The organism is Streptomyces noursei (assembly GCF_016917755.1).
GTDB classification, from domain to species: domain Bacteria; phylum Actinomycetota; class Actinomycetes; order Streptomycetales; family Streptomycetaceae; genus Streptomyces; species Streptomyces yunnanensis.
Window position 1 is genome coordinate 9,307,942 of sequence record NZ_CP070326.1, and the last position, 12,611, is coordinate 9,320,552.

Sequence of the window (12,611 nt, forward strand, 5' to 3'; positions counted from 1 at the left end):
TGCATGGGGAAGCACGCCAAGCACGTCAGGTCCACGGGGCGATCGAAGGCGCAGCGGACGACCGCCGGGGCGCCGGGCGGGACGACCGCGGTGCGATTCCGGCCGCTGCCGGTCCGGAGCACGGTCCGGCTGCGGCGGCCCGTCGACATCTGGCACAAGCCGGCGCTGAGCGCCGTGGTGGCCCTGGGCGTCCCCGATCTGGTGCTGCTCGGGCTGGGGCGACTCGACCTGGTCCTCTACACCTCCGCCGGCGCGATGTGCGCCCTGTACGCGCACGGCCTGCCGTATGCGGCGCGGGCCAGGACGCTGCCGTGGGTGGTGCTCGGGATGGTGGCCAGCCTGGCCGTCGCGCTGACCGCGGCGTCGCTGGTGACCTCGGCCGCGGTGCTGGTGGTGCTGGCCTCGCTGCTCGCCGCGGTGCACAAGATGGTGTGCGATGCGGCGCGGATCGGGCCGCCGGGAAATCTGATCCTGACGTTCATCGCGGCCTCGGCGTTCTTCGTGCCGCAGCGGCCGGGGGAGGTGCTGCCGCACACCGGGCTGGCGCTGGCCACCGGGGCGTTCGCCTGGCTGGTGTGCATGGCGCCGGCCCTGGTGCGGCCGCGGGGGCCGGAGCGGATCGCGACCGCGCGGGCCCTGGAGGCCGCCGCCGGTCTGCTGCGGGCGCGGGCGGACGCCGGTTCCGCGCCACCGGCCGGGGGTGCGGAACCGGCCCGGGTGACGGATCCGGCCGGGGTGGCGCATGCCCGGCACGCCACCGCGGCGGCGGTGAACGCCGCCTGGCACGCGCTCTTCCTGGTCCCGGCCCGCACACCCGAGGCGGCCGCGGCACGGGCGGGGCTGGAGCGACTGCTGGTGCGGGCGGAGTCGGCGCTCGGCGGTGTCCCGCGGGATGCGACGGCCCAGGCCGATCGGCTCGGCGGTTGGGCGCGGGAGCTGCGGAGCGGGCGCCCACTGCCCGAGGTGGCGCTGACCACCGCGGAGGCCGAGGAACTGGCCGGGGTGGCGTGGGAGTTCGGGGTGGCGCTGGAGCCGGGCATGGCCCTGCGAGCCGGCGGCGGGGAGCCCCGGCCCCGTACGGCCGGCGGGCGCCGTGCCGGTCGGCCGGCCGTGGACCCGAGCGGGCTGCGGCGTCCGGCGCCGGGACGGCCGCGGGGTGTACGGGCGGTGGTGGGACGGCTCCGGCCCGGTTCGCCGCTGTTGCCCATCGGGGCGCGGGTCGCGGTCGGCTGTGTCCTGGCGGGCTGGGTCTCGATGGCGGTGGGGGTCGGGCATCCCTACTGGGCCGTGGTGACCGCGGCGTCGATCTACCAGGCCAACACCACGCTCTCCTGGCAGCGCGCCTTTCAGCGCACCCTCGGGAACCTCCTGGGGCTGGCGCTGTTCACCGCGCTGCTGCCGGTGTTCCGCACCGGGCACCTCGCGATGATCGTGCTGGCGCTGGCGTTCCAGCTCGGCGCGGAGGCCATGATCAGCCGGAACTACTGGCTCGGTTCGGTGTGCGTGACCCCGATGGCGCTGCTGCTGACCGAGTTCGGCCGGCCGCTGGCGGCCGGCACGTTGATCGCCGACCGCTGGCTGGACACCGTGGTGGGTGCGGCGGTCGGGCTGGTCTGCTGCGTACTGGTCACCAACCGGCGGGCGTCCGATCGGATCGATCGGGCCCTGGAACGGGTCGTGGAGGCCGAGGCGACGGCGTCCCGACTGCTGGCGGACGGGCCGGCGGCGCCGTCCGGGTCGGCCGGGGAGCACACCGGAGCGCACGCGACGGGCGAGCGGCACGCCGACGCGGACGGGCCGGGCGCAGCGCGCGAGGGCGCGCTCGGGACGGACGGAGGAGATCGGGCGGACGGGGCCGACGGGGCTGGTTGGGCGCGCGAGGCCGGCTGGGCGCGCGAGGCGCTCGCCGGGGCCCTGGTCGAGCTGCGGGAAGCCGTCGAGGTGGCGGCCGGTGAGTGGTGGCAGCGGGCGCTCCCCGAGGAGCGGATCGCCCGCGCCGAGCAACAGGGGCACCGCACGCTGGCGGTCCTGGTACGGCGGCTGGCGGCGCCCGCACTGGCTGCCTGACGCGCCCCTCGGAACGGCTCTGGGCAGGCACAATGAGGTCGTGGGCGACCGGGATGCCGGACGGACGGACGGGGCCGAGAGGAGAGTGCGGGTGACCGAGGACATCGTCGCGGGGGTGCTGCGCCAGTGGCAGCAGGTGCACCCCGGGCTGGATACCGGCCCGATGGCGGTGATCGGGCGACTCAACCGCTGTTCCGCGCTGCTCCAGCAGGCCGCCGACGCGCCGCTGCGACGAGCGGGGCTGACCCGGCCCGAGTTCGACATCCTGGGCACCCTGCGCCGGATGGACCGCGAGCTGACCCCCGGCCGGGTGGCGCGGGAGACCTTCGCCTCGGGGGCGGCGGTCACCAAGCGCGTCCGACAGCTGGAGGAGCGCGGGCTGATCAGCCGCCGGCCGGACGACCGGGACCGCCGGGTCGCCCACCTCTCGCTCACGGAGGAGGGGCGGGAGACCATCGACCGGGTGCTGCCCGAGCAACTGCGCTACGAGGCGGCACTGTTGGAGGGCATCGGCGAACAGCGGCAGGAGGAACTGTCCGTGGCGCTGGGCGAGTTGCTGGTGGTGCTGGAGGGGCGGCTGGCGAGCCTGTTGGACTGAATCGGCTCACCCCGCTGCCCCTCCCGCCGGGGAACAGCGCGTCATTCCACCGGGAACGGCTCGTCGCTCCAGCGGAACCACGCCGCGTCGTCCTCGATGTGCAACAGGAACTCCGCTACCGGGCCGTCCGGCGCGATCAGCCGGACGCCGTCGCTGGCGCGGGCGTAGGCGTCCTCCCAGGCGGCCAGGTCGTCGTCGACGGTGTCGATGAGCGCCAGCTCGCGGACGAAGTGCGGTCGCAGTTCGGCGAAGGCCGGGCCGGGGGTGAAACGGCCGTTCAACCAGGGGAAGTCCGCCTCCGTGACGGTGATCTCGCCGACCACGTCGGCGCCCCGTTCCACCCGCCAGGTCTCCCCGATGTACGGCATTGCCGCCTCCCCTTGGTCATGCTGGTGACGCGCGGAAGCGCCCGCCGGGGGGTGGCGGGGCAGGTCCTGCGCGACGGTCGGACGACAGGATGGCAGACCCCGCGAGCGGGCCGAGCACGATGGCGGGAAAGCGCGGAAAGGCGGCCGAGGGGCCCATACCGACCAACCGATGGTGCGTCAGACGCGAGAGGCGGCGGAGCCCTGCCGCTCCACCGCCCTCACTCGGCGTCGCCGCCGACACCACGACCAACGCCGACACCACCATCCACGCCAACACCACCATCGACGCTGGTACCGCCGTCAGCGTCGACGGCGCTTCCGCTCCCCGCGCCGCCCCCGGTGCCGCCCCGCGCCCCGAACAGGTTGTCCAGCTGCCGGTCCAGCACGGCCAGCGCCTGCTCCGGGCCGTGGACGCCCAGCAGGACGTAGGAGGCCAGGCCGTCGGCGAGGGCGATCAGCAGCATGGCCTCGTCCTCGGTGGCGCGCTCGGGCGGGATGTCGCCGTGCTCGGCGGCCAGCCTCAGCTGGTCGACGAAGAAGTCGCGGAGCTTGGGGATGCCGTCCCGGGCCTCCGCCCCCAGGGCGGGGTCGTGGACCGCACGGGAGTAGTAGGCGGCGGCGACCAGCAGGGCGGCGCGGCTCTCCGCGTCCAGGGGGAGCATCCCGGCGCAGCAGGCCCGGAGCACCGTACGCGGCGTGGGGGCCTCCTTAAGGGCCCGGATGCGCTCCCCGATGCGTTCGGTGGCCTTGCGGTTGATGTACCTGAGGGCGAAGAGCAGCAACTCGTCCTTGTTGCGGAAGTAGTGCTGGATCCGGCCGAGCGAGATGCCGGCCTCGGCGGCGACATCGCGCAGGCTGACCCCGTCCACGCCCCGGGTGTTCGCGAGCCGCCAGAGCGCCGCGGAGATCTCCTGGCGTCTGGCTTCGTGATCCACCTTCTTGGGCACGGGCGGTTCCTTTCTTCCGTACTGCCTGCTCTTTGCCATCGGCCGACTTTTACAAGTCGCCCGTACCGTTATAACGTACCGCCACACAATACGTTTGACTTGGAAAACGGTGACTCCCCATGCCCGAGCACGCCGCACCGCTCCTCCGCCCGCCGCGCCACCGCGTCGATCCCCGCGCCCGCGCCTGGTGGCGGCTCCAGGCACTGCTCACGCTCAGCGGCCCGATGCTGCTGACCGCGCTGGTCCTGGCGGTGCTGTCGCTCCTGTTCTTCCCGGGGGCGCTGCCGTGGCTGGGGCCGCTGCTGCTGGTCGCCTTGGTCCTGCCCGCGATCGGGTACCTCGTGGCCATGCCCCGGATGCGGTACGCGGTGCACGCCTGGGAGCTGGGCGAGCGAGCGGTCTACGCGGCGGGCGGCTGGTTCTGGCAGAAGCGGCGGATCGCGCCGCTGTCCCGGGTACAGACGGTGGACACCGTGCGCGGGCCGATCCAGCGGCGGTACGGACTGGCGACGGTGACCGTGACCACCGCCTCGACCGCCGGCGACATCAAGATCGCCGGCCTGTCGGACGCGGATGCCGAGGAGCTGTCCCGGCGGATCGGCGAGGTCGCCCAGGACGTGCCGGGGGATGCCGCATGAGCACCCCTTGGAACGGCACCGCAGGCGGCGGTGCGCCGACCCCCGTGCCGCCCGCCGCGCCCGAGTGGCGGCGGCTGAGCCCCCGCACCCTGCTGGTGCACTGCGGTTGGCTGGGTGCGCCGCTCGGCTCGTTGGCACTGACCGCGCTGGCCACCGGCGGCCGGATCACCGGCGGCGCATGGCTCACCCTCGCCGCGATCGCCGCCGTGTTCGCCGTGGTCGCCACGGCCGGGTGGATCCGCTGGGCGCGCACGGACTTCCGGGTCACCGGCGAGAGCCTGGAGGTGCGGAGCGGGCTGGTCACCCGGCGGTCGCGGAGCGTCCCGCTGCACCGGATCCGCACCGTCGACCTGACGGCGTCGCCGCTGCACCGGCTGCTGGGCGTCACGGTCCTGCGGGCCGGCACGGCGGGCTCCGGGGAGGGCGGCGGCGAACTGTCGCTGGAGGCCCTCCCGGTGGCCGAGGGCGAGCGGCTGCGTGCGGAGCTGCTGGCCCGCGCGGCCACCGGGGCAGTCGCCGAGGACCCGGTGCTGGCGCGGATCAGCTGGCGCTGGCTGCGGTATGCGCCGCTCACCTTCTGGGTCGTCGGCGGGGTGTTCGTCGCGGGCGGTTCGGTCTATCGGGCGCTGCACGAGATCGGTATCGAGCCCTGGAAGATCGGCTTCGTCCGGCGGGCGTTCGAGGAGTTCGGCAACGGGATGCTCTGGCTGACCGTCCCCGCGGCGCTACTCGCGGTGATCGCGCTCGGCTCGGTCGGCGCGGTCGTCCTCTACGTCGAGAACTGGTGGAACTACCGCCTGGAGTGGGCCGACGCCGGCACCCTGCGGGTGCACCGGGGGCTGCTGACCACCCGCTCGGTGACCATCGAGCGCGCCCGGCTGCGCGGGGTGCTGCTGCGCGAGCCGCTGCTGCTGCGGGCCGGCGGCGGGGCGCTGGTGCGCGCGGTGGCGAGCGGCCTGGGCAACAAGGAGGAGAACCGCAAGCGCAGCGGGCTGCTCCCGCCGGCGCCCCGGCGGGAGGCGGTCCGCGTGGCCGGCGGGACGCTGCGATCTCCCTTCCCCGACTCGCCGGTGACGGTTCGTCAGGATCTTCAGGGCCGGCACCTGGCCCGGCATCCGCGGGTCGCGTTGCGCCGGCGGCGGGTGCGCGGGCTGCTGTTCGCGGTACTGCCGGGCACCGCGCTGCTGGCCGGACTGGGGGCGGCGTTCACCCCCGTGCTGCTGCACGCCGCGTGGATCTATGCGGTGGTCACCACGCCGGTGGTGCTGTGGCTGGCCCGGGACGCGTACCGGAATCTGGGGCACGGGATCGTCGGCGAGCATCTGGTCGCCCGCTCGGGCACGTTCAGCCGGGACACCCTGGCCCTGCGGCGCGAGGCCGTCGCCGCCTGGACGTTCAGCACGTCGCCGTTCACCCGGCGGGCCGGGCTGGTGACGCTCACCGCGGCGGTGGCGGCGGGCGAGGAGGGCTATCGCATCCCGGACCTCGCCGAGGGCGTCGCGCCCGCGTTCGCGGCGACGGCCACTCCGGGCATCCTGGACGAATTCCTCACCCACCCGGCGCGGAACAGCGGCCCGACGGCGGCGACATGACGCATATCACACCCCCGACGCATGCACGGCGGGGCCGGGCCGACCGTCCTACAGGATGACCGCGCCCGCGCCCCGCGGGCCGACCACGTCGTGAGGGAGCCGCCGCGATGCACGCCGCCATCGACCAAGCCGTCCAGGTCCGTCTCCTCGCGACGTCGGTCGGTCACGCGGTGCCCGCGGTACTCCGCTACCAGCGGACCGATCCGCTGGCGGTGCGGATGACCTTCCCGCCGGAGATCTCGCTCGACGGGGCGGCGGTGGACTGGGCGTTCGCCCGGGACCTGCTCGCCGAGGGGCTGCACGAAGCCGTCGGGCGGGGCGACGTACGGGTGCGGCCCTCGGGCCCGGAGCGCACGGTGATGGAGTTCCACGCCGACGAGGGCATCGCCATGGTCCAGTTGCGGACCGCGGAGGTCCGGCAGTTCCTGGCCCGCTCGTACGAGGCGGTGCCGGCCGGGCGCGAGCACGAGCACCTGGGCGTGGAGCACGAGCTGGCGGAGCTGTTCGGCGCCGCGTGAGGCGGGGCGGCGCCGCGCGGGTGACGCGCGGACGGAAGACGACGAACGGGCCGGTGGTGACCGGCCCGTTCGGCTGTATGGAGCGTGCGTCGGGGCACGGGCCGCCCTACCGCTGCGGGAAGCCGAAGCCGTAGCCCTGCTGCTTCATCCACGGCAGCAGTTGCCGCAGCGACTCCACCGTGCGGGCGCGGTTGCCGCCGCCGTCGTGGAAGAGGACGGTGGGGCCGTTGCGGAGTTCGCCACGGACGGTCGATTCGATCTGCGCGACGGAGCCGCCCTCAAAGTCCTTGCTGTCGACGTTCCAGCCCAGCGGGCGCATTCCGCGCTCGGCGGCGAGCTTGCGGCTGTAGGGGGTGAAGGCGCCGCCGGGGGCACGGTAGTACTCGACCTTGGCGCCGCCCGCCGCGTCCTCGATCATCTTCTGGGCGTCGAGGATCTGCCGGGACTGGTAGTCCTCGGAGCGGTGGTCCATGGCGGTGTTGTGGTTCACGGTGTGGTCGCACAGCTTGTGGCCGTCGGCCACCACCTTCTTGACCAGGGCGGGGTGCGCCGCGGCCTGCGGACCGATCATGCAGAAGGTCGCCTTGACGCCGTTCTCCTTCAGGACCTCCAGGACCTTCGGGGTCCAGACGGGGTCCGGGCCGTCGTCGATGGTGATGTTCAGGCTGCGGCCCGGGCGGTCGGAGGCGTGCACGATGGACGGGTCGACCGGGGCGCTGCGCGGCGGCTGGGCCGGCTTGCGGTCCGGGCTGACGGTGTCCGCCTCGGCGCTGGGCTGGAGGAGGGCGAACGCTCCCGCAACCGCCAATGACGCCACCGCCGCGGTGGCCACGCCGATGATCCCGCCCTCAATCCCGAAGCGTCGTCCCGTGCCGAAGCGCCCTGCCATGTCAATCCCGCCCCTCGTGTGCTCTGCTGTATACCTGCCGGCGACTTGGTGTGCCCCTTTACACGGACGCCGCCTGCACCCCCACAGATGCACAGGACTCGGGACAGGATGCTCCTGTTACGGATCCATCATGAAACTTATTGATACTGGACCCATGCCACGCGTACTGCTGATCGAGGACGACGCCGCCGTCCGGGACGGAGTGTCCCTGGCGCTGCGGCGGCGCGGCCATGACGTCGCGGCCGCGGCCAGCGGCGAGGAGGGACTGGCGACCCTGCCGTCCTTCCGCCCCGACATCGTGCTGCTGGATCTGATGCTGCCCGGCAAGGACGGCTTCGAGATCTGCCGGCTGATCCGCGCCGAGCGACAGTTGCCGATCATCATGCTCACCGCTCGCGGCGACGATCTCGACGTGGTCCTCGGGCTGGAGGCCGGGGCCGACGACTACATCGTCAAACCGGCCCGTGGCGAGGTCCTGGAGGCGCGGATCCGGGCGGTGCTGCGGCGCACCGCGCTGCCCACCGACGGCGCCCCGGCCACCGAGCCGGGGCCCGCGCCCGTGGAGACCTACGGCGAACTGACCATCGACCGGGCCGGTCTGGTCGTCAGCAAGGCCGGTCAGGACCTGGCGCTGGCGCCGTCCGAGATGAAGCTGCTGCTGTTCCTGTCCGCCACCCCGGGCCAGGTCTTCAGCCGGCAGCAGCTGCTGGAGCACGTCTGGGAGCACAGCTACCACGGCGACGCGCGGCTGGTGGACGCCTGTGTGATGCGGCTGCGGACGAAGATAGAGGACACCCCGCGCAGCCCCCGGTACGTCCAGACCGTGCGCGGCTTCGGTTACCGCTTCGGACCGCTGTGAGCCGCCTCCGCCGCCTGGTGCCGGGCGTCTCCGCGGTGCGCGGGCTGCGCGCCCGGCTCGTGGTGGCGTTCTTGCTGGTGGCCGCGGTCAGTGCGCTGACCACCGCCGGGCTGACCTACCGCGAGGCCCGGAACGCCATCCTCCAGCGGTCCCAGGACACCGCCGTCAACGACCTGCGGGCCCAGGTCAATTCGCTGGCCCCGGAGCTGGCGGTGCCGCCGTCCCGGTCCGACCTGGACTTCTTCCGGGTGAAGCTGGAACGCTCCGGCAAGTCCCGGGACTGGGACATCTCGGTGCACTACAACGGCGTCCCGGACGACGACGAGGGCGGGCTGCGGCGCGACATGACGGTGCCGGCCGACTTCAAGGCGTCGGTGGAGAAGCGCCGGGTGCCGGCCTTCCAGCGGATCGAGCGGGACGGCGCGCCCTGGCTGCTGATCGGGATGCCGGTGCGGCAGACCGACAACCAGCCGTCCGCGCTGACGGTCTACGCACAGCTGCCGCTGCGCGCCGAGGAGGCCAACGTCGAGGCGCTGGTGAGCGCCGCGCGCGGCGGGGCGCTGCCGGCCTTCGCGCTGGCGGTGATCCTGCCGCTGTTCGCGGCGCGCGGGGTGCTGCGGCCGGTCCGGGGGCTGCGGCAGGCCGCCGGGCGGATCGCCGAGGGCAAGCTGGACACCCGGCTTGAGGTCAAGGGCGCCGACGAACTCGCCGATCTGTCGCGGACGTTCAACGAGATGGCGGCGAAACTGGAGGAGAGCATGGCGGAGCTGCGCCGCATGGAGGCCAACTCCCGACGGTTCGCGGCCGACGTCTCGCACGAGCTGCGGACGCCGCTGGCCGCGATGTCCGCGGTCACCGACGTGCTGGACGAGGACGCCGACTCGCTCGACCCGGACACCGCCTCCGCGGTCCGGCTGATCAGCCAGGAGACCGGGAAGCTGGCGCGGATGGTGGAGGACCTGATGGAGGTCTCGCGGTTCGACGCGGGCGCCGCCGCGCTCCACCTGGACGAGGTCGACGTCGCCGAGACGATCCGCAAGACCCTCCAGGCCCGCGCCTGGCAGCAGCGGGTGACCGCGGACCTGCCGGACGACGTCCGGGTCCGGCTCGACCCGCGCCGGCTGGACGTGGTGGTGGCCAACCTCGTGGGCAACGCGCTGCACCACGGCGGCGAGCCGGTGCGGGTGGTGCTGCACGCGCCGGAGCCCGGCGACGCCACGGTGCTGATCGAGATCCGCGACAGCGGCCCGGGAATAGACCCCGAGGTGCTGCCGCACGTCTTCGACCGCTTCTACAAGGCGGACTCGGCCCGCGCCCGCTCCGAGGGCAGCGGGCTGGGGCTGGCCATCGCGCAGGAGAACGTCCGGCTGCACGGCGGCACCCTGCGCGCCGCCAACTCCCCCGAGGGCGGCGCGGTGTTCACCGTGGAACTGCCGCTGCGGCAGGAGGAGGCGCCGGCCGACGGGGCCGCCGACGAGCCCGCCGAGCAGCCCGCCGCCAGGAAGGGGCACGACGCCACATGATCAACCGACGTCCGACCGCGCACGGTCCGGCCGCCCGCCGTACCGCCGTCCGCCGCACCCCCGGCCGCCGGGCCGCGCTGGGCACCCTGGCCGGGGTGCTCACCGCGACGCTGGCCGGCTGCGGCATCGAGCCCACCGATGTGATCGACGCCGGTGAGCCGGCGACCGGGGTGCGGGCCCCGGGCAAGCCCCCGGCCGATGTGCAGTTGTTCTTCTACGGCCCGGACGGGCTCCATCCGGCGACCCGCCCGGCGAAGGAGCCGTTGGACCCGCAGGACGCGATCAACCTGCTGGTGCAGGGGCCGAACCACGCCGAGCGGATGCGCGGGCTGTCCAGCGTGGTGCCGAAGTTCCCCGCTCCGCTCACCGCGACGTCCGGGCCCGGGCGGGTCGCGATCACCCTGCCGGTCAACGCCAAGCTGGTGGACCCTGCCTCGCTGAACCAGTTGGTGTGCACCGCGGCCAACGCCCGGGTCCCCGGCGACAAGCCGCCGGGGCAGGTCACGGTCACCCTGGTCGGCGACGGCGTCCGGGTCGGACCCATGGTCTGCGGCGGCAACAACGCCTTCCCGCTGGTCCAGCCGACCCCGACCGGCGCGAACGACAGCGCCGGCGAGGGCGGCTGACCGGCCGCTCCCCGTCCGTCCGGGCCGGGCCGGAAGGGGAGCGTGCGTTACGGTGAAGGAGCGAGGACCGTCCGGACCGCACCTCGGGAGAATCCCACGATGACCGAGCGCAAACCCCCCGGCGTCAGCTTCGAGAGCTGGGTCGACAAGCAGATCCGTGAGTCGGACGAGCGCGGCGGCTTCGAGCGCCTGCCGGGCTTCGGCAAGCCCCTCCCCCATCTCGACCGGCCGTACGACGAGACCTGGTGGATCAAGGAGAAGATGAGCCGGGAGCAGCTCTCCTTCCTCCCGCCCACCCTCGTCCTGCGCAAGGAGGCCGAGGAGGCGCTCCAGGGCGCCGCGGAGGCGCCGAGCGAGGCCGCGCTGCGCCGCATCCTGACGGAGATCAACGACCGGATCCGGGCGGCGCTGGCCGCACCGCCCGAGGGCCCGCCGCTGAACCTCGTCCCGTTCGACATCGAGGAGCAGGCCCGCATCTGGCGGGCGCGGCACGGGAGTTGAGCTCCGGCACGCGGCGCGTCAGGGCCCGGTCGGCGCCAGCCGGACCCGTAGGAACCGCGGTCGGTACAGCTCCACGTCGCCGTTGACCACCGGGTCGGCGGGGGCGCCGGGCGGGCCGAGCCAGTTGACGTCATAGCTGAGCAGCAGCCCCGCGTCGGTGGTGAACTCCGGGTGTGCCTGCGGGTTGTAGACCGCGATGTGGTCGGGGTCGGGGCCGGCCGGGCGCGGCGGGGTGATCCGGCCGGTCGGGCCGTGCCAGGGGCCCTGGGGCGAGCAGGCCCAATAGCCGGTGATCGTCCGCAGTCCGGCGCCGCCCGCGGTGTCCATGGTGAGCAGCACCCAGGTACCCCCGGCGGCGCGGACGACGGTGAAGGCGCTGCCGACGCCGCGCCGGCCGCCGCCGCGCAGGACCGGCGCGGCCCGCCCGGCGTCGCGCTGCCAGTGGGCGCCGTCCCAGAACCGCCAGGCCGCCCGGTCCGCGAGCCGACCGACCGGGACCCGCGCCAGATAGCCGCTGTCGGCCGGGGACGAGGGCGGGTCGTCACCGCCGAAGACGTAGTTCCAGGCGCCGTCACGGACCAGCGCGGTGCCGTAGAGGACGACTCGGCCCGGGTCGGCGACGGCGCTGCGGTCGGCGACCGGGGTGAGGGACTCCAGCCGGAGGTCGGGCAGGGAGAGGGTGGCGACCTCGGTGCCGCGGGGCACGCCGAAGATCCACGCGCCGGTGCCGGGGACGCGGTTCCACAGCAGCACCCGGACGACCCGGTCCGGTGAGCCGGGGGCGCGCGGTTCGACGGTCGCGTGGACCGGCCAGCGCCAGCCGCCGCCGGGCGGGTCGGGGAAGAACGGCCCGGGGGCGGCGGGGGTGCCGCCGGTCAGGGTGCGCTCCGGCGTGCCCGAGGAGTTCATCAGAACGAGGGAATTGTGCCGCAGGAACGGCGTGCCGCCGGCGTCGGTGGTGCGCCAACGGTAGGGCGCGCCCTGGGGGTTGGGCGGTGGGTGGACCCGGTCGAGGAAGGTGTCGGAGAACAGCCAGAGCGTCCGGCCGTCCGGAAGGCGCACCGAGTGGGTGCCGTCACCGCCGGTCCAGTCGTCGCCGCGGGAGTCGTCGTCGCCGTAGCGGGCGAATGCCGTGGTGGTCGCCGGGTCGGTGGTCCAGGAGGCGGGGGTGCGGCCCGTGCAGGCGGCGTGGTCGTCGGTGCCGCGGGGCGGCGCCGGCGCCAGGAGGGCGGCCACGGCGGTCAGGAGCAGGAGGGCGAGCAGGCCGGCGGCGAGCGCGGGGCGGGTGATCGGCGGGTGGCGCATGCCGCTCCTCGGTGGGGTGCCGGGCCACCGTAGCGCGGCGGACAGCGCCGTCTCGGGAGCGGCAGGCGGAGCGGCGCTCGCCCGTCCGGGGCGGGTTCGCCCTGTTCATGGCGTTCGGCGGCCGGCTCAACGAGGGCAAGGTCACAGCCTTGCCCCCTGCTCCGGTCGACGGTCGCTCGC

General features: G+C 74.4%; 13 protein-coding genes. 9 read left to right on the forward strand and 4 right to left on the reverse strand.

Features of this window, described 5'->3' with window-relative positions; all coding sequences use genetic code 11:
* The first annotated feature begins 90 nt into the window (after positions 1-90).
* Both JNO44_RS40510 and JNO44_RS40515 read left to right on the forward strand, forming a co-directional pair.
* The gene (locus JNO44_RS40510) at positions 91-2,067 is read left to right on the forward strand and encodes an FUSC family protein (RefSeq protein WP_205371380.1); all 1,977 of its coding nucleotides are present in this window, start codon (positions 91-93) and stop codon (positions 2,065-2,067) included.
* A 91-nt stretch (positions 2,068-2,158) separates the two neighbouring features.
* The gene (locus JNO44_RS40515; RefSeq protein WP_067345211.1) at positions 2,159-2,665 is read left to right on the forward strand and encodes a MarR family winged helix-turn-helix transcriptional regulator; all 507 of its coding nucleotides are present in this window, start codon (positions 2,159-2,161) and stop codon (positions 2,663-2,665) included.
* 41 nt (positions 2,666-2,706) lie between these two features.
* Here JNO44_RS40515 and JNO44_RS40520 read toward each other — a convergent pair whose 3' ends face one another.
* Both JNO44_RS40520 and JNO44_RS40525 read right to left on the reverse strand, forming a co-directional pair.
* Complete coding sequence (locus tag JNO44_RS40520; RefSeq protein ID WP_039630887.1) at positions 2,707-3,033, reverse strand: hypothetical protein; 327 nt, start codon at positions 3,031-3,033, stop codon at positions 2,707-2,709.
* 218 nt (positions 3,034-3,251) lie between these two features.
* On the reverse strand, positions 3,252-3,980 hold the full coding sequence (locus JNO44_RS40525; protein WP_240167884.1) for a TetR/AcrR family transcriptional regulator: 729 nt from the start codon (positions 3,978-3,980) through the stop codon (positions 3,252-3,254).
* Positions 3,981-4,099: 119 nt separating this feature from the next.
* On the opposite strand from JNO44_RS40525, the gene JNO44_RS40530 reads away from it, so the two are divergent.
* The 3 genes from JNO44_RS40530 (at position 4,100) to ssgD (ending at position 6,728) form a co-directional block, all read left to right on the forward strand.
* Positions 4,100-4,618 carry a PH domain-containing protein gene (locus tag JNO44_RS40530; protein ID WP_205368942.1) on the forward strand — a complete coding sequence of 173 codons (519 nt, stop codon included), beginning with the start codon at positions 4,100-4,102 and terminating at the stop codon, positions 4,616-4,618.
* Positions 4,615-6,210, forward strand: coding sequence for a PH domain-containing protein (locus tag JNO44_RS40535; RefSeq protein ID WP_205368943.1), 1,596 nt, complete (start codon positions 4,615-4,617; stop codon positions 6,208-6,210). The genes JNO44_RS40530 and JNO44_RS40535 overlap by 4 nt, the downstream gene beginning before the upstream one ends.
* A gap of 107 nt (positions 6,211-6,317) precedes the next feature.
* Entirely contained in the window at positions 6,318-6,728 is a 411-nt protein-coding gene (gene ssgD / locus JNO44_RS40540) for a spore wall synthesis regulator SsgD (RefSeq protein ID WP_039630897.1), read from the forward strand.
* 106 nt (positions 6,729-6,834) lie between these two features.
* On the opposite strand, the gene JNO44_RS40545 is transcribed toward ssgD, so the two are convergent.
* Positions 6,835-7,617, reverse strand: coding sequence for a polysaccharide deacetylase family protein (locus JNO44_RS40545; protein WP_205368944.1), 783 nt, complete (start codon positions 7,615-7,617; stop codon positions 6,835-6,837).
* Positions 7,618-7,771: 154 nt separating this feature from the next.
* Here JNO44_RS40545 and JNO44_RS40550 point away from each other — a divergent pair, with 154 nt between their 5' ends.
* From JNO44_RS40550 to JNO44_RS40565, 4 genes are all read left to right on the forward strand, one after another.
* The gene (locus tag JNO44_RS40550) at positions 7,772-8,476 is read left to right on the forward strand and encodes a response regulator transcription factor (protein ID WP_073448522.1); all 705 of its coding nucleotides are present in this window, start codon (positions 7,772-7,774) and stop codon (positions 8,474-8,476) included.
* The gene (locus tag JNO44_RS40555) at positions 8,473-9,999 is read left to right on the forward strand and encodes a sensor histidine kinase (RefSeq protein WP_205368945.1); all 1,527 of its coding nucleotides are present in this window, start codon (positions 8,473-8,475) and stop codon (positions 9,997-9,999) included. Before JNO44_RS40550 ends, JNO44_RS40555 begins: the two co-directional genes overlap by 4 nt.
* A complete protein-coding gene (locus tag JNO44_RS40560; RefSeq protein WP_205368946.1) occupies positions 9,996-10,625 on the forward strand; it encodes a hypothetical protein in 630 nt (209 codons plus the stop codon). Before JNO44_RS40555 ends, JNO44_RS40560 begins: the two co-directional genes overlap by 4 nt.
* Before the next feature lie 99 nt (positions 10,626-10,724).
* Complete coding sequence (locus JNO44_RS40565; RefSeq protein ID WP_205368947.1) at positions 10,725-11,126, forward strand: DnaJ family domain-containing protein; 402 nt, start codon at positions 10,725-10,727, stop codon at positions 11,124-11,126.
* 18 nt (positions 11,127-11,144) lie between these two features.
* Here the strand turns inward: JNO44_RS40565 and JNO44_RS40570 are convergent, their stop codons facing one another.
* A complete protein-coding gene (locus JNO44_RS40570; RefSeq protein ID WP_205368948.1) occupies positions 11,145-12,431 on the reverse strand; it encodes a DUF4185 domain-containing protein in 1,287 nt (428 codons plus the stop codon).
* Positions 12,432-12,611: the final 180 nt, after the last annotated feature.